Below are 17,515 nucleotides of genomic sequence, written 5' to 3' on the forward strand. Positions count from 1 at the left end.
CAACACAATATTTTAATAATATGGAGGGCTAGCAATGAGATTTGATGAAGCTTATTCAGGAAATGTTTTTATAAAAAGTCATCCTACATATGACGATGCACAGGCAGTGATTTATGGCATGCCAATGGATTGGACAGTAAGTTATCGTCCAGGATCACGTTTTGGTCCACAACGTATCCGTGAGGTATCCATTGGTCTTGAGGAGTACAGCCCATACCTAGATCGTGAGCTTGATGAAGTAAAGTACTTTGACGCAGGCGATATTCCACTACCATTCGGTAATGCACAGCGTTCATTAGATGAAATTGAGAAATTTATTGAAAAATTATTAGCGGATGACAAGGTTCCTGTCGGCATGGGTGGAGAGCATTTAGTATCGTGGCCTGTGATGAAGGCTGTATCAGCTAAATATGATGATCTTGCAATTATTCACTTTGATGCACATACAGATTTACGTGTGGAATATGAGGGAGAGCCACTTTCGCACTCTACACCTATTCGTAAAATTGCAGAACATATTGGGCCGAAAAATGTCTATTCATTTGGTATCCGTTCAGGCATGAAAGAAGAGTTTGATTGGGCAAAGGAAAACGGTATGCACATTTCAAAATTTGAAGTGCTTGAACCGTTAAAAGAGGTTCTCCCAACATTAGCTGGACGCAATGTGTATGTAACAATTGATATTGACGTTCTAGATCCAGCACACGCACCAGGCACTGGTACAGTAGACTGTGGTGGCATTACATCGAAAGAATTGCTCGCTTCCATCCACGCTATTGCAGCAAGTGGTGTAAATGTTGTAGGTTTTGACCTTGTTGAAGTAGCACCAATCTATGATTCTTCAGAAATGACAGCAAACACAGCTTCAAAATTATTACGAGAAATGATCTTAGGCTGGGTAAAATAAGTAGGACTTTGTAAATAAAGTTACTTGAATGGGGTTAGCTATGAGCTAGCCCCATTTTGTATTTTAATTAATTTCGAATCAATAAAATTTTATATTCGAAAAATATTGAATTAAATATTCGTATAATTTAGAATTTTATTATATGTAAGTATGAAGGAGGAGTTTTGTTGAAATATCTATATTCACCGCAACCTACTGAACAAATTAATTTAACAATAGAATCTTCACTTGTTTGGGAAGTAATTCTTGGTATCTCGGGATATACACATACACGTCTTCGCCACACATTTGAATTTGATGAAGAGTGGACCATTGCACATAAATCAATGCCTGAACAGCTAGTGAAATCTTTAGCATTGATTGAAAAAACTAATTTTTGGTTTGCTTTAATTCTGCTACAGGACAAATTATCATCGTTATCAATTCAAGATTTTTCGAATCAACTTCAAAACATAGCTGCAGATTGTTTCTATGAAATACTTTTGCCATACAAAAATCGGGAAACGGAGGCTATAAGAAAAGAAACTTCTGCTCAGTATAATAATCCTCGACAGATAGAGAAATATGCGAAGTATTTTGATGACCATGAATACCTAGGAGGATATATACGTAATCTTGCGAAGTATTCACATAAAGACTTGTGTGATATTTTTACAACAGCCATGTTCGAGTGGCATAACTGGGTACGTAAAAACGAGAAATGGGATAAGTGGATGCAAGCACTTGATTTTGAACAAAAAAGATTTGGTTCAATCAACATGACAGACCCTATCGAAAAAATTGAACAGATTACTGGTGGCGTAAAGTATCAACTCGAACCATCTGTTTGGACAGTTAAACTTATTCCACATGTATCCTATCGTCCATGGGTTTTAGAAAAAAGGACCTGTCATACTAAACTGTTCTTTTATCCGTTAAATGAAGAACATTTACTAGAACCAGGTGTTCCTTCTGTGGAGTTGGTTAGAGGGTATAAAGCATTGGGAGATGAGCTTCGCTTAAAATTACTCTATCAATTATTAAAAGGACCTTCCGCATTACAAGACTTAAGTTTACGATTTAATCTTTCTAAGACTACGCTACACCATCAACTGTCTATTTTAAAGGCTGCTAGATTCATTAAAGTTGATAAAGGAATTTATTCGGCAAATCCAACGGAACTTAACTATTTAACAGAAAAACTTACTCAGTATCTTGAGAATCAAAAATGAAAAGGTATTCCAAATCATTTAGAGCACTCTGGATAGGTGAAATTGTATCAGAATTGGGTAGTGCAGCAGGTGGCATTATTAACGGTCTTTTGCTGTTCGAATTAACAGGATCAAAGGAATGGTTAGGTGTATTTTGGTTAGTTTATTTTATTCCCTCATTAGTATTACAAGGTGTAGCAGCACCATTTTTAAATCATGTTTCTAAAGGAAAAGCGATTCAAAATATCCAACTTATTCGTTCGCTTGCGTATCTATTTCCTGTAATTGGTTTCGTTCTATACAAAAATGAAGGAATTATCTTCGGGTTAATCATCTTACAATGCATATTGGGGTTACTGCAGCCTATTTATGCTAGTCTTTCCTTTTCGCTTTTACCTGAGATTTGCGAAGAAAAAGAATTAACAGAAGCAAATGGTTTATTGGATGGTACCATTCGACTTATGAGTTTTCTTGCTCCGGGATTGACTTCATTCCTTTTATTAGTAAGTCCAATACCATTTATTTATGTATTTTCTTGTTGTATGTTTCTAGTCAGTTATCTGTCTCTCGCCGGGATTTCCCAAGTAAGTATAGAAAGAGTGCCAGTATGGTCTAAAAAGTTTTGGTGGAAAGAAATGAAAGAAGGATATCACAGCTTTTTTAACTATCCACATCTATTGAGGCTGACGCTTCTCTCCATAACCGTTCAGTTTGCTGTGGGCGCAACAACTGTATTAAGCGTTCCTTTCATTCGTGAATCTCTTAATGGGCAATCATGGGAATATGCGATATTTGCTGGATCTTTTCCAATTGGCTATTTTATTGGCATACTCTTACTGTCAAAGATACCGAAAACCGATCAAACCATGTATCTCGGATTAATCGGTGGGGGGCTTTCATTTGTCTGTCTGTACTTTGTGGAATCCATACCAATTGCTTGGTTATGTGAGTTGTTTGGTGGAATAATGTTTCCACTTTTTAATGCTCGTAGTGCAGCCATTTTTCAGAAAATCGCACCTAAAGATCGCATGGCGCAACTTAGTGCTGTTCGTTTACTCTTTCTACGGGTCGCTATGCCATTAGGAATTGCCTTTGCCTCTGCGTCATTTTTAGATTTCAGTATTGGCCAAATTTATATAATAGTGGGTTTAATTATCGTTTTACCTGGCTTGTTTTATTTCCTTGTGCAGTTGCTACGAAATAGAACAAATAGTATATGAGGATTCATTTGACTCAATATTCAACATACGAATATAATTTTTGTATATAGAGAGGGAAGGAGGGGTATTATGATTTGGTCACTTCTCATCAATGATTTATTCATCTTTGTTAGTACAATGGAATACTTTTGGCTATTAGCTTCTTTGATTTTAACTGTCCTAAGTGTTCATTTGCATCTGTATATCGTTAATAAAATAACCGTTCAAGAAGTGAAGGACGAAGAGTTTGAAGTTGACTATAATATCACGAATACTTGGACTCCACCTATGCTAACGTGGTTTGTTCTGTGTATTAGAACGTCCGAAGATAATGAAGAAGAAAGTGTATCTCCTAGTTTGATTTAAACTTTTAAACTAGGAGGAATATCATTGTTAACATTTCTAGCACAACCTATTATTAACGTCATTCATTTTATTCATTCTTTTACAGGTAGCTATGCACTTAGTGTTATTGGCATTACGATCGTAGTCAGATTAATTCTTATGCCGTTATTTATTCAATCGGCAAAACATCAAAAGCACTCAAAAGAATTAATGACTACCATTAAGCCTGAATTAGATGCACTTACGGACAAATATAAGAATAGTCAAAGCGAATCTGAAAAAAGAATGGTACAACATAAAATCCAAGAGCTAACTTCCGATTCATTGAAAAGTTCTTTAATAGGTTGTTTACCAATCATCATTCAATTACCTATATTATTTTCACTGTATTACGCGATTAAGTTAGATTCAGTGATTGCCAGTGAAAATTTCCTTTGGATGAATTTAGGTACGATTGATATTGGGATTTCGATGATTGCTTGTTTGATTTATTTAATTCAAAGTTCTATCGCCTTAGAGAAAAGTCAACCGTTAAATATGAAGATAATGGTATTTATTAATCCAATCATGATCCTCATTTTTAGTCTGTTCAATCCAGCGATTATCCCAATCTATTGGACAGTTAGTGCTTTATTGTTAATAGTTCAACAATTGATCATAAAAAAATGGTATAGATAAAATGAAATCCTCTCTTTCAGTTATTGGAAGGAGAGGGTTTTTATTTACTTTCATAAACTTGTTGTGGACCTTTACATCACTTCTATCTTGAAAAAACATAAGTATTCATCCTATAATAAAAAGGTTATAGTAAAAGACTAAAAAGGGGCATCCGTTATGGCGAACGAAGTAAGATCGCAAGTGAACATTAAGCTCATTTCTACCATTCGTCCAAGTGATGGAGAGTCCGAAAGTTATGAAATGTGGCTCAAAGGGCAGCTACTTGAAAAAGCAGGAAGCCTGTATTTGAAATATGATGAGGTGCAGGAGGATAAAATCATCCGCACAACGATGAAGTTAGGTCATGAAAAGGCATTGATTATGCGTGCGGGAGCGGTTAGTATGCGACTACCACTGAACATAATTGAACAACAAAAAGGGCATTATGAAAGTGAGTTGGGTTCCATGCCACTCGTTATTGACACAAAAAAAATGACGTTTACAAAACAGGCAATAAGCGGAGATTTCCATGTACAGTACGATTTACTAATGGGTGGGCAATCCGTTGGCAACTATACATTAGATATTACATTTACGGAGGTACAATAATGAACGCAGTAGAACAAGTACAACAGGCTATTAAAGCAGCGATAGTGCAGGCTGTTGAAAAAGCAGGCTTAGTCGAGGCTGGCACAGAATTATCGATTCACCTGGAAACACCAAAGGATAAAGCAAATGGTGATTATGCAACAAACATTGCGATGCAATTAACGAAGTTAGCTAAAAAGCCACCTCGTGCTATTGCGGAAGCTATTTTAGAAAACCTGGATACAGCAGGCACAGATATTGAAAAAATCGACATTGCTGGTCCTGGCTTCATGAATATCACAGTACGTAAAGATTTCCTAACTGGGGTAATTACGCAAGCTCTTGAGCAAGGTACTGACTACGGTCGTTCAAATGCTGGTGCAGGAGAAAAGATTCAAGTGGAGTTCGTTTCAGCAAACCCTACTGGCGACCTTCATTTAGGTCATGCTCGTGGCGCTTCTGTTGGAGATTCCTTATGTAATGTGTTAGATATGGCTGGTTACAGTGTCTCTCGTGAATATTATATTAATGATGCAGGTAATCAAATTAATAACTTAGCTTACTCATTAGAAGCTCGTTATAAACAAGCATTAGGAATGGAAGCTGAGATGCCAGAAGATGGCTATCATGGGCAAGATATCATTGATATTGCAGGTAAATTAGCAGACGAGCATGGTGAAGCTATTCTAGCAAAATCAGATGAAGATCGTTTTGCCTTCTTCCGTCAGCATGGTTTAGCTTTAGAATTGGATAAATTAAAAACAGACCTAGCAAACTTCCGTGTAAATTTTGATGTCTGGTATTCTGAAACATCTCTATATGAAAACGGTAAAATCGAAGTAGCATTAGATAAATTAAAAGCCAATGGTCATGTGTTTGAAGAGGATGGTGCCACTTGGTTCCGCTCTACAACATTTGGTGATGATAAAGATCGTGTGTTAATTAAAAATGATGGGTCATTCACATATTTAACGCCAGATATTGCTTACCACGAAGACAAAATTGTCCGTGGCTTCGATAAATTAATCAATATTTGGGGTGCTGACCATCACGGTTATATTCCACGTATGAAAGCAGCGATTCAAGCACTTGGCTATGATCGCGATACGTTAGAAGTGGAAGTTATTCAAATGGTTCAGCTTTATAAAAACGGTGAAAAATTCAAAATGTCTAAACGTACAGGGAACGCAGTAACAATGCGTGAGCTTGTAGAAGAGGTAGGTCTAGATGCTGTTCGTTACTTCTTTGTCAAAACAGCGGGCGATTCTCATATGGACTTTGATCTTGACCTTGCTGTCTCACAATCGAATGAAAACCCTGTGTACTATGCACAATATGCGCATGCACGTATTTCGTCTATTTTACGTTCAGCAAATGAACAAGGCTTTGCTGCTACAACAGAACATCTCAATCTGTTAACAGCAGAAAAAGAAATTGATTTATTGAAAAAGATTGGCGATTTCCCGAGAGTGGTAGCGGAAGCAGCGAAACACCGTACACCACACCGTATCGCAAACTATATTCTAGATACAGCAGCTGCATTCCATAGTTTCTATAATGCAGAAAAAGTATTAGATGCTTCAAACAAAGAGTTAACAGAGGCTCGTTTAGCGTTAATTACGGCTGTCCGCACAACAATTGCGAATGCACTACGTTTAATTGGTGTATCTGCACCGGAAAAAATGTAATACCTTTTTAAGCTCCTAACATGAAATGTGTTAGGGGTTTTTTTAATGGATAGAAAGCTGAAAGTGAACGATAAAGTTCTACAAGTGGCGGATATAACCGTAAAAGTGACGGATAGAAAGACGAGAGAAACGGATAAACCGTGGGATATTAGCTGTTTCAAACTTTATTTTTCTGTTAATTTCGAAAATTTTGTTGAAGTTTACGTTAACGTCAATGGTATACTGTTGCCAATTAGGAAAGGGGGAGATGGTTTTGAAGACGATTCAGGAGGTAGCAAAGGAGTTTAATGTATCTACACGGACAATTCGTTATTATGAGGAACTTGGGCTTCTTTGTCCTCATCGCTCATCTACCAATCAACGAACCTTTTCCAAAAAAGAATTGGCGAAGCTCAAGCTTATTTTCAGAGGCAAGCGTTATGGATTTTCTCTGGAAGAAATCAAAGAGATGGTTTTACTATTTGATTTTGATCGCTCGGGAATCCAGCAATTAGAACGAACGGTTGAATACGGAGAACAAAAAATTCAAGAGATTGAGAGTAAAATAGCTGAGCTGACGCAGATGAAACATGAATTACAACAAATGCATGGCATGTTTAGTGAAAAATTAGCGACTTTAAAGGGAGAGATGCACGATGAATAGTTCCAATTTATTAGCACGTAATGCCCGTAAGTATCCGAAAAATGAAGCCGTTATTTGTCATGGCAGAAGAGTTACCTATCAAGATTTAGATGAGCAGGTGACACGTTTCAGTCATGCTTTGCTAGAGCAGGGAGTAAGGCAGGGTGATAAGGTAATCATCTTCATGCCAAACGTTTTAGAGTTTGTTGTCAGTTACTTTGCTATTCAGCGTATCGGAGCGATTGTTGTACCAGTCAATGCGAAATTTACATTGCAGGAAGTAGAGTACGTGGCGCAGCATGCAGAAGCGAAGGCAATTGTCGTTCATGAGGCTATTTTTGCCGCAGTTGAACAGCTAGCTGTGATCCCGGTAAAAATTAAAACAGGTCAAGAAAAAGTGGGTTGGCTCCAATATGAAACAATGCTTCAAAATGCTAGCACACAACTGATTGATTGCCAGCTGCATGAAGATGACCCTTCCACGATTTTGTATACATCTGGTACAACAGGCAAACCAAAGGGTGTGTTATTTAGCTATCGTAATATTTTAACAGTGGCACAAATGATTGCTGTTGAAATGGAGGTAAAGCCTGAGAGCCGTATTTTGCTCATGATGCCATTAACACACTCGGCGCCATTGCATTTATTTTTAATGGCAGGCGTATTGGTAGGCTCAACAAATGTGTTAACACCAACTTTTACACCTGATTTATTCATTGATGCCATTGAACAGGAGAAAACCACACATTTCTTTGGTGCACCTGTTGCTTATTTATTAACGGCACAGATGCCAAGATTACAATCGGCTGATTTGTCTTCAATGAAATGGTGGGTGTATGGTGGGGCACCATTATCCCAAAATGAAGTTCATTTCATTCAGCAGGCATTCCGAACAAATAATTTAACTTGTGTATATGGATTAACAGAGGCGGGACCAAGTGGTTCATTATTATTTGGCAAAGAGCATGAAACAAAGGCTGGAAGTATAGGGCAGCGGGCGCCGCTTGGTACAGAGTTGCGTATTGTGAATGACAACGGAGAAGATGTAAATGTTGGCGAAGTAGGGGAAATTGTTTTGTTAGGTGAGGGCAATATGCTTGGCTACTATAAGGATGAAGTGGCAACGAATGCGACCTTCATTGACGGTTGGTTAAAAACAGGAGATTTAGCTCGTAAGGATGAAGATGGTTTTATTTGGATTGTTGATCGTAAAAAGGATGTCATTATTTCGGGTGGTGTCAACATTTATCCGAAAGAAATTGAAGATTGCTTATTAGGCTTTGAAGGGATATTCGAAGTTGCTGTGATTGGTGTACCTCATCCACAATGGGGGGAAACTGTAAAGGCAGTATATTCCGCTAAACAAGACATTGATGAGGAAGCGCTGAAAGCTTATTTAGAGGAACATCTGGCAAAGTTTAAAATACCACGTATTTTCGAAAAAGTGGAAGCGCTACCACGCAATGCATCAGGTAAAATATTAAAACAATCTTTGAAGGGGCAAGAGGTGAGATAGTATGAAAGTATTACAACAAGAAGAAATGCGTACTACGAACTTTTTTACAGAGGATGAAACGCTTCAAAAAATATTAGAAATGATGTTAGATAAAGAGTTTTTGTCCTATGCCCATCGAGAGTTAACAGATTTTGGAGAGCTATGTGCAGGTGACATTGATGTGAGGGCAAAGTATACAGATCGGCAGGGGGAGCCTCGCCTTCAAAGGTATGATGCCTATGGTGAAGAGATATCAGAGGTTTGGGTCAATGATGGCTATAAGAAAACGATTGAAGAGACATATAATACGGGTATTGTCGGCTATGTGCACAAGGATATTCCACAGCTAGGTCACAAGGGGAATTATGTTTATAGCTTTGCGCAAGGTTACTTATTGTCTCATGCAGAGCCTGGTTTTTATTGTCCCGTGACATTGACGATGGCTACTGCCTACCTATTAGATCATTATGCGGATGAAGAGGTGAAGCAGCGTTTCTTACCTCATGTTTGTGCAACAGGTGACACAGAGTTATATGAAGGTGCGACATTTTTAACAGAACGTCAAGGAGGCTCAGACGTTGGCGCGAATGTTGTGGAGGCGAGAAAGGATGGCGCTGCGTATCGCCTATATGGTGAAAAATACTTCGCATCCAATGCGGGTATGTGTGGAGTAGCGATGGTGTTGGCACGACTAGAAGATGCGCCAGCAGGTTCCAAAGGCTTAACGTTGTTTGCAGTTCCTTGGCACAAAGAAGATGGAACAGCCAATCATCTTCGTATTCGCCGACTGAAAGATAAGTTAGGCGTTCGAGCAGTTCCTTCAGGTGAGGTAGAATTTGATGGTGCACTTGCCTATGTTGTAGGGGAGCAAAATAAAGGGATTTATTACATGCTAGAAGCACTAAATCTCTCAAGAATTTGTAATGCAGTAGCTTCAATTGGCATTATGCGTCGTGGCTTTTTAGAGGCAAAACATTACGTAACCAATCGTTATGCATTTGGTAAGCCTTTAACACAATACCCTATGGTTCAGGATACTTTAGGTAAATTTGCGGCTAAGTTGCATGTGGAAGTAGCGACAGTTTTTGATCTTATTCAATTATACGATAAAGTGACGAGTGGACAGGGAACACAGCAAGACCTTATTATGAATCGCTTATATATTGCCATTATGAAAAAGGAAACAGCAGAGCAAGCCGTTCATTATGCTAGTGAGGCAATTGAGTTACACGGAGGTAATGGCTATATCGAAGACTTTGTAACGCCCCGCTTATTAAGAGACGCACAAGTGTTGACGGTGTGGGAGGGGACGGCTAATATTTTGGCCTTAGAACTCATTCGGTTAGTAGATAAGTTTCATGCACATGAACTGTTTGTACAGGAGATGGAGGAACGCTTAGAAAAATTAGCTAACAGCTCGTTAGTACAAATCGTTAAAGAACAATTGGCGAATATGGCTATGAAACTACAAATCTTTAGCGCTTTAGACGCGGCAACAAAAACTTTTGAAGCAAAAGATATGGCGAAAAAAATGGCTCATCTTTATGAAAGCGTCGTAGCAGTAGAATGGGCGCATAAATTTGGTGGGAAATATGAAAAACTAGCGGACGTTTATTTAGAGCAGACGTGGTCATTAAGAGAAATGGGTGCTCAAATGAAAACAGTTCAATATTTTTCTGAAATTGTATAATAGCTTGGGAGTCGTCTTGAATGGAGGCGACTTCTTTCATTTTCATGTATAATGAAATCAACTGAATATTGTAAAGGTTCTTTACTTAAGTAAAGTGAAAAGGGAAATCGGTGTAATTCCGATGCGGTCCCGCCACTGTAAGTGTGAGTTTTTTCAAATGATGCCACTGAAGATTTCGGGAAGGCTTGAAAAATCGCAAGGAGCACAAGCCAGGAGACCTGCCTTTATAACAGACATGACAACCTACGAGGATAGGGTGGTGGATTTTGTATCAGTTTTTTGGTGCGATTTTGCCCCCCTCATCATTCAAAGATGAGGGGTTTTATTTTGATGCAGAATAAAGTGAAATGTCGCACGGATCAACGAAGGAGGATTCACATGAAGGAATTTTGGAAAATAGGATTATCAGCATTTTTAGCAGTAGGCTTGCTAGCTGCTTGTGGACAGGAAGCAAAAGATAACAAGCCAGCTACTGAGCAGCAAACACAGCAAGAAACAGCACAGGTGGATGAAGCAACATTCCCAATGACTATAACAGATGCCCTTGGCAAGGACATTACTCTTGAAGCACCTCCTGAGAAAATTGTTTCACTTATTCCAAGTAACACTGAAATCCTTTTTGGACTTGGTTTAAATGATGAAATAGTTGGTGTTACTGACAACGACGATTATCCACCAGAGGCAGCTGAGAAGGATAAGGTTGGCGGAATGGAATACGATATTGAAAAAATTATTGCCTTAAAACCAGATATCGTTTTTTCACACGAATCTAGCATGTCTCTTTCAGAAGAGGCTATTGCACAGCTTGAATCAGCAGGTTTGAAAGTGTTTGTAGTAAGAAATGCACAAGACTTTAATGAAACATATACGACAATTGAGCAACTTGGTCGTGCTACAGGGAAATTACCAGAGGCTGAAAAAATTGTTGCTAATATGAAGGCCAAAGTAGAAGAAGTTTTGACTAAAGTCAAGGATGTTGAACCAAAAAAAGTGTTAGTCGAAGCATCGGATGAGCCAGATATTTATACAGCTGGCAATGGCACATTTATGAACGCAATGCTTGAAATGATCAATGCAGAGAATGTAGCTGTAGATGGTGATAATTGGTATAAAATTGATGCAGAACAAATTATCGCAAAAAATCCAGATGTCATTGTGGTGACATATCATTATGTACCAGATATTTTAACGAAAATACCAAAACGTGCGGGCTTTGATACTATTAATGCCGTAAAAAATAATGCGATTGTACAGGTAGATGAAAGTACAACGAGTCGTCAAGGACCACGTTTAGCAGAAGGTCTAGAAGAATTAGCAAAAGCGATCTATCCTGAGGTATTTAAGTGAAAAAAATAGCACTAGCCTATGCACTAACATGCACGCTTCTTCTTATTAGCATCTGGTGTGGCGTAGCGATAGGCTCAGTTCATATTCCATTAGAAGTATTGTGGAATAAGGCGGCTGATGAAACAGCCGCCAATATCTTTTGGAAAATTCGCTTGCCTCGCGTGTTGTTAGCGGGACTAGTGGGGGCATCTCTAGCTATTGCTGGAGCCGCATTCCAAGGTTTATTAAAAAACCCATTAGCAGACCCATACACACTAGGGGTTTCATCAGGGGCTTCTGTTGGTGCTGTTATAACAATCTTTTTTAGTATTTCTATCCCTGTCGTCGGTTTGTATGCTCTACCAACCTTTAGTATGATCGGTGCTATCATCACGATGGTAGTTGTCATGAGCTTCGCTAGACTCGTAGACCGTTCATTGAAAATGGAAACATTGATATTAACAGGTGTTATTTTTAGTTCATTTTTAGGTTCCCTTATTTCATTAATGATTGCTTTATCTGGTGAAGAATTACGTCAGGTAATAGGCTGGTTACTTGGTTCTGTATCGATGCGTGGTTGGCCATATGTCCAAATGATCATTCCATTTGTTATTGTAGGTTCAATTATGCTATGGACGCAAAGACGAGAGCTAAATGTTTTGTTGTATGGTGAAGAGCGAGCAAAACATTTAGGTGTTAATGTGAAGCGTAGTAAATATTTGATATTAGCAGGTGGCTCCATGCTAACCGGAGCAGCTGTAGCGGTTTCTGGCACAATTGGCTTTGTAGGATTAGTGGTGCCGCATATGACAAGGATGATTTGGGGTTCAGATCATCGCCACTTATTACCATTATCTTTTTTCAATGGTGCAACATTACTCATTATTTGCGACTTAGTAGCACGAACAATCATTGTGCCAAGAGAGCTACCAATTGGTGTTATTACGGCATTTATTGGAGCACCTGTTTTCTCCTATATTTTTTATAAGCAGCGAAGAAGCAAGGGGGTACGGGCATGATTGTTGTTGAACATCTATCAGGTGGCTATGAAGATGTACCAATCGTCAAGGATATTAGTTTTACTGTTGAAAAAGGGAAAATTCTTGGCATTCTAGGGCCGAATGGTAGCGGGAAATCCACATTATTAAAAGTAATGAGTGGTATTTTACCAGCTACTGCTGGAACTATTTCGATTGATGGACAAAATATTCTTTCTTATAATGCTCGTTCTTTGGCGCAAAAGATGGCTGTATTACCACAGCTTCATGCAAATGCTTTCTCGAATAGTGTGAGAGAGGCAGTTTCACTAGGGCGCTACCCGCATCAAACAGGCTTTTTCTCAAGTTGGTCTGCACAAGATGAGCAGGCTGTTCAACATGCCATGCTACAAACAGGTGTAAAGCGATATGAGCATACGCCTATGGAATTTTTATCTGGCGGTGAACAACAAAGAGTGTTTGTAGCACAGGCCTTAGCTCAAACAGCAGAAATTCTATTACTGGATGAACCAACTAATCATTTAGACATTGCACACCAACGTCAAATTTTAGACATGGTTCGGAAGGAAGCGATGGAATGTGGTTTAACGGTTGTTATGGTACTACACGATATGAATCTAGCCTCGCTTTATTGCGATGAATTATTACTTATGGAGAGTGGGCAAGTGAGAGCACTTGGGGCACCACATGAAGTATTAATTGCCTCTCAAATTGAAGAAGTTTATCAAGCGCGGGTGACTACATATGCACACCCTGAAATACCAAAACCGCAAATTACAATGATGCCTGCAGCAACTGACTACCAACAGCGAGCTGTCATTAAAAAAGAGCATTTTATGATAACGGAACACTATGTTCAACTTACATCAGAGCTTCCTATAAAGACCGTATCCTCTGCCGTTCATAACCCGGGTATTGGTTGGCATAATTGCTTATTAAATCGCTCAGTTCCTGGTGATTATGTCATCAGTGATGTAAAAAGAGAAGTTAGTGATTTTATGCAAAGGGAGAATTTTTCTCCTACAAATACTGTTGTGATGCTAACAGCAGTACCAACAGCGCTAGTGGCAATTAATGAATTTTCAGCACCTTTTGGCAGTATAATCGTAGCTGTAACAGCTGGCGTAGGCAATGCAGTTGATGTCTCTCGTGTTCACGAAAGACAAGATGATCCATATATTGGTACTATTAATACATGGGTTATTATTAATGGTTGTTTATCCGAAGAGGCATTTTTTCAGGCATTGATGACAGCAACTGAGGCAAAAACCAAGGCGTTGCAATCAGAAAATATTCGTGATGAGCGGAGTGGGACTATTGCGACAGGTACTGCTACAGATAGTTTGTTAATTGCAGCGACTCAAAAAGGGGAAGAAATGCTGTATGGTGGCCCCATTACGGACGTTGGTAAAGTGATTGCAAAGGGTGTCTATGAAACAACAGTTCAGGCGATTAGGAATTATAAAAATGAATTTTAGGAGATGAGAGAATGAAGCTTTACACGAAAACAGGCGATACGGGGAAAACAAGTCTTATTGGAGGACGTGTTGATAAAGATAGTTTACGTGTTGAAACATATGGGGCAATTGATGAATTAAATTCCTTTATTGGGAAGGCTGTAAGTGAATTAGATCAAGCGCTTTTCAAGGATATTTTAACAGACCTAGAGACAATTCAGCATGAGCTGTTCGATGCTGGTGGAGACCTTGCCAATGTGATGAAAGAACGCCAATATAAGTTAACAGAGCAACCGATTGAAGTACTTGAAACTCGTATAGATGCTCTATCAGACGAAGCGCCACCATTACAACGTTTTATTTTACCAGGAGGTGCACCAGCAGCTGCAACTTTACACATTGCGCGCACAGTTGCACGTCGAGCAGAGCGTGAAATGGTGACGCTAATGAAAGAGGTTGAAGATGTGCCAAAGGTTGTGCAAAAATACTTAAATCGATTATCAGATTATTTATTTGCAGCTGCACGTGTTGTAAATGCACGATTAAAAGTAGCAGATGTTGAGTATATTCGTAGCGGGAATGTTTTTAAAAAATAAAAGTGTGATTTAGTAAATGTTTTTGTACACATAATAAAACGTCGGATACTAAAGCCTCCTTCCTTTATAGGGGATAGAGGTTTGTTTGCTTTCTTCAGCAAATGTTCAAACGTCTACTGAATATGTAACATTCGGTAAGGTATAATTGATAAGGAAAGTAAAAAAATGCTACCTTGGAAAAATTCAGGGTGGCTTTTTTTCTTGTAAAATGTAAGAATATAAAATTATCAGAAATATTTCCGTTTTATGTTGACTGAATGCTCACTCATTTATTAGAATAGGAATATAATGATAAAGTGAAGTACATTTCTGTATGAACTAGCAAATTCGCCACAAAGAGAGAAAATTACGACAAACTAAAGGGGGGACCAACCATGAGTCCATTATTAATTGCTAACATTGTCTTAACAGTCGTGGTTGTGCTTTATGCAGTAGGATTGTTCTTCTACCTGTTGAAAACACGCTATAAGTATGTGCAATTGGGGAAAAAGGTTGAGTTTGATGAAAGTGTTAAAGAACGACTTCGTTATATTATGGTCAATGTATTTGGTCAAAATAAGCTATTAAAGGATCCAAAGAGTGGTTTAATTCACGTTATGTTTTTCTATGGATTTTTGATGGTGCAGTTAGGGGCAATTGATTTAATCTGGAAAGGACTAGCACCAGAGTCACATCTGCCACTAGGCATTTTCTATGGTGTCTTTACATTCTTCCAAGAGCTTGTAGTTTTAATGATTTTAATTGCGGTAGTGTGGGCATTTTACCGCCGCTATGTTGAAAAACTAGTGCGTCTAAAACGAGGATGGAAAAATGGTCTTGTATTAATTTTCATTGGTGGGTTAATGGTATCTACATTAATCGCTAATGGTATGGGATTAATTTGGCATGGTGAGGGATTAACCTATACGGAGCCATTTGCTTCAAGTATTGCTGCTATTTTTGGCTTCCTACCTACATCAGTAGCTGCTGGCGTATTTTATGTAATGTGGTGGGCACACCTTTTAATTCTATTAACATTCCTTGTGTACGTACCGCAATCTAAACATTTCCATTTAATCGTCAGTCCACTTAATGTTTACATGAATCGTTTAGATCGTACGGGTACATTAACACCAATCGATTTCGAGGCCTTAGAAGAAGCAGGGGAAAATGCTGAAAGTGAAGAGGATATGCCTTCTATTGGAGTGGGACGCATACAGGACTTCACACAAAAGCAAATGCTCGATCTATATTCTTGTGTAGAATGTGGACGTTGTACAAACATGTGTCCAGCAACAGGAACAGGAAAAATGCTGTCGCCAATGGATTTAATCGTGAAATTGCGTGATCATTTAACATTTACGGGCGCAGTTGTAACAAAACAAAAACCGTGGGTGCCTTATCAATTCTTTGCCAATACAAAGGGTAATCAGCTTGCAATGGCAGCTGGTGCTGAAGGTGCTGTAATTGAAGATATCTACAGTCCATCTTTAATAGGCGAAGTCATTACAGAAGAAGAGATTTGGGCTTGTACAACTTGTCGTAACTGTGAAGATCAATGCCCAGTAATGAATGAGCATGTTGATAAAATTATTGACCTACGTCGTTATCTCACTATGACTGAAGGAAAAGTCAATCCAGATGCGCAACGTGCTATGACAAATATTGAGCGACAAGGTAATCCTTGGGGTTTAAACCGTAAAGAAAAAGAAAATTGGCGCGATCTAGATCCAACAATCCAAATTCCAACTGTAAAAGAGCTGAAAAAATCTGGTGAGGAAATGGAATATTTATTCTGGGTTGGTTCGATGGGAGCTTTCGATAACCGCTCTCAAAAAATCGCTTTAGCATTCTGTCGTTTATTAAACGAAGCTGGTGTGAAGTTTGCAATCTTAGGTAATAAAGAGAAAAACTCTGGGGACACACCTCGCCGTTTAGGGAATGAGTTCTTATTCCAGGAGCTAGCTACAGCGAATATTGATGAGTTTGAGAAAAACGAAGTGAAGAAAATTGTGACAATCGACCCTCATGCCTACAATATCTTTAAAAATGAATATCAAGACTTTGGCTGGAAAGGCGAAGTGTATCATCATACTGAATTATTAAATCAGTTGATTGAAGAAAATCGTCTAGCGCTAAACTATGAGGTTCATGAAACGATTGTCTTCCATGATTCTTGTTACTTAGGCCGTTACAATGATGTCTATGATGCTCCACGTGAAATTCTTCGAGGCATCCCTGGTGTGAAGCTTGTTGAAATGGAACGTAACCGTGAAACAGCGATGTGCTGTGGTGCTGGTGGTGGATTAATGTGGATGGAAGAACATGTAGGGAACCGTATTAACGTAGCACGTACAGAGCAGGCTCTCGCAACAAATGCATCGGTTATTTCATCGGGCTGTCCTTACTGTTTAACAATGTTAGAGGATGGTACAAAGGCAAAAGAGGTTGAAGATTCTATTGGAACATTTGATGTTGCAGAATTACTAGAGCGCTCAGTGTTCGGCGAAAAAGTAAAGGCTGTTCAACCTTCTTCAGAGGAAACAGAAGAAACATTTGAAGAAGTGGTAGCATCCGTAGAAAAGGCTCGCCAAGACGAGAATCCGGAAGCGAACGCAGAAAAATGATTGCTATTGCAGAAATATTTTAGTTATCTGAAAAATATAAATTGCACAATAAAAAATTGTTTTGTAGAATAAGATTAAATGGGAATGGGAGTTGAGATAGTAAACTCCCATTTTTCCTCGATAGAAGTCGAGCGAGCGTTCAGTCAATAAT

Annotated in this window: 16 protein-coding genes and 1 riboswitch; all 16 genes read left to right on the forward strand. The window is 38.7% G+C overall.

The window, feature by feature from the left end:
* Positions 1 to 34: 34 nt before the first annotated feature.
* The 16 genes from speB to MHB40_RS02695 all read left to right on the forward strand — a co-directional run bounded on the left by speB (position 35) and on the right by MHB40_RS02695 (position 17,364).
* Positions 35 to 907 carry an agmatinase gene (gene speB / locus MHB40_RS02620; RefSeq protein WP_342442402.1) on the forward strand — a complete coding sequence of 291 codons (873 nt, stop codon included), beginning with the start codon at positions 35 to 37 and terminating at the stop codon, positions 905 to 907.
* 167 nt (positions 908 to 1,074) lie between these two features.
* Entirely contained in the window at positions 1,075 to 2,118 is a 1,044-nt protein-coding gene (locus MHB40_RS02625; RefSeq protein ID WP_342533829.1) for an ArsR family transcriptional regulator, read from the forward strand.
* Positions 2,115 to 3,317: an MFS transporter gene (locus MHB40_RS02630; RefSeq protein WP_342533830.1), complete on the forward strand. Its 1,203-nt coding sequence runs from the start codon at positions 2,115 to 2,117 to the stop codon at positions 3,315 to 3,317. The genes MHB40_RS02625 and MHB40_RS02630 overlap by 4 nt, the downstream gene beginning before the upstream one ends.
* 69 nt (positions 3,318 to 3,386) lie before the next feature.
* Positions 3,387 to 3,662, forward strand: a complete 276-nt coding sequence (locus MHB40_RS02635) for a hypothetical protein (RefSeq protein ID WP_342533831.1) — start codon at positions 3,387 to 3,389, stop codon at positions 3,660 to 3,662.
* 24 nt (positions 3,663 to 3,686) lie between these two features.
* Positions 3,687 to 4,319 (forward strand): membrane protein insertase YidC, encoded by a 633-nt coding sequence (gene yidC, locus MHB40_RS02640; protein ID WP_342533832.1) that lies wholly within the window; start codon positions 3,687 to 3,689, stop codon positions 4,317 to 4,319.
* Between the two features lie 156 nt (positions 4,320 to 4,475).
* Complete coding sequence (locus MHB40_RS02645; protein ID WP_205446750.1) at positions 4,476 to 4,907, forward strand: DUF1934 domain-containing protein; 432 nt, start codon at positions 4,476 to 4,478, stop codon at positions 4,905 to 4,907.
* The gene (argS, locus tag MHB40_RS02650) at positions 4,907 to 6,574 is read left to right on the forward strand and encodes an arginine--tRNA ligase (protein WP_342533833.1); all 1,668 of its coding nucleotides are present in this window, start codon (positions 4,907 to 4,909) and stop codon (positions 6,572 to 6,574) included. The genes MHB40_RS02645 and argS overlap by 1 nt, the downstream gene beginning before the upstream one ends.
* A 45-nt stretch (positions 6,575 to 6,619) precedes the next feature.
* On the forward strand, positions 6,620 to 6,862 hold the full coding sequence (locus MHB40_RS02655) for a hypothetical protein (protein ID WP_342533834.1): 243 nt from the start codon (positions 6,620 to 6,622) through the stop codon (positions 6,860 to 6,862).
* The gene (locus MHB40_RS02660) at positions 6,828 to 7,217 is read left to right on the forward strand and encodes a MerR family DNA-binding transcriptional regulator (protein WP_205446753.1); all 390 of its coding nucleotides are present in this window, start codon (positions 6,828 to 6,830) and stop codon (positions 7,215 to 7,217) included. Before MHB40_RS02655 ends, MHB40_RS02660 begins: the two co-directional genes overlap by 35 nt.
* The gene (locus MHB40_RS02665) at positions 7,210 to 8,712 is read left to right on the forward strand and encodes a long-chain-fatty-acid--CoA ligase (protein ID WP_342533835.1); all 1,503 of its coding nucleotides are present in this window, start codon (positions 7,210 to 7,212) and stop codon (positions 8,710 to 8,712) included. Before MHB40_RS02660 ends, MHB40_RS02665 begins: the two co-directional genes overlap by 8 nt.
* Before the next feature lies 1 nt (position 8,713).
* The gene (locus MHB40_RS02670) at positions 8,714 to 10,381 is read left to right on the forward strand and encodes an acyl-CoA dehydrogenase family protein (RefSeq protein ID WP_342533836.1); all 1,668 of its coding nucleotides are present in this window, start codon (positions 8,714 to 8,716) and stop codon (positions 10,379 to 10,381) included.
* Positions 10,382 to 10,438: 57 nt separating this feature from the next.
* A riboswitch (cobalamin riboswitch) is annotated at positions 10,439 to 10,622 on the forward strand.
* 137 nt (positions 10,623 to 10,759) lie between these two features.
* Positions 10,760 to 11,728 carry an ABC transporter substrate-binding protein gene (locus MHB40_RS02675; protein ID WP_342533837.1) on the forward strand — a complete coding sequence of 323 codons (969 nt, stop codon included), beginning with the start codon at positions 10,760 to 10,762 and terminating at the stop codon, positions 11,726 to 11,728.
* Complete coding sequence (locus MHB40_RS02680) at positions 11,725 to 12,726, forward strand: iron ABC transporter permease (protein WP_205446757.1); 1,002 nt, start codon at positions 11,725 to 11,727, stop codon at positions 12,724 to 12,726. Before MHB40_RS02675 ends, MHB40_RS02680 begins: the two co-directional genes overlap by 4 nt.
* Positions 12,723 to 14,183: an adenosylcobinamide amidohydrolase gene (locus tag MHB40_RS02685; RefSeq protein WP_342533838.1), complete on the forward strand. Its 1,461-nt coding sequence runs from the start codon at positions 12,723 to 12,725 to the stop codon at positions 14,181 to 14,183. The genes MHB40_RS02680 and MHB40_RS02685 overlap by 4 nt, the downstream gene beginning before the upstream one ends.
* Before the next feature lie 11 nt (positions 14,184 to 14,194).
* Positions 14,195 to 14,758 (forward strand): cob(I)yrinic acid a,c-diamide adenosyltransferase, encoded by a 564-nt coding sequence (locus MHB40_RS02690; protein WP_342533839.1) that lies wholly within the window; start codon positions 14,195 to 14,197, stop codon positions 14,756 to 14,758.
* Between the two features lie 374 nt (positions 14,759 to 15,132).
* Positions 15,133 to 17,364 (forward strand): heterodisulfide reductase-related iron-sulfur binding cluster, encoded by a 2,232-nt coding sequence (locus tag MHB40_RS02695; protein ID WP_342533840.1) that lies wholly within the window; start codon positions 15,133 to 15,135, stop codon positions 17,362 to 17,364.
* The last annotated feature ends 151 nt before the right edge of the window (positions 17,365 to 17,515 follow it).

It is taken from the genome of Lysinibacillus sp. FSL K6-0057 (assembly GCF_038630885.1).
Classification (GTDB): Bacteria; Bacillota; Bacilli; order Bacillales_A; family Planococcaceae; genus Lysinibacillus; species Lysinibacillus fusiformis_F.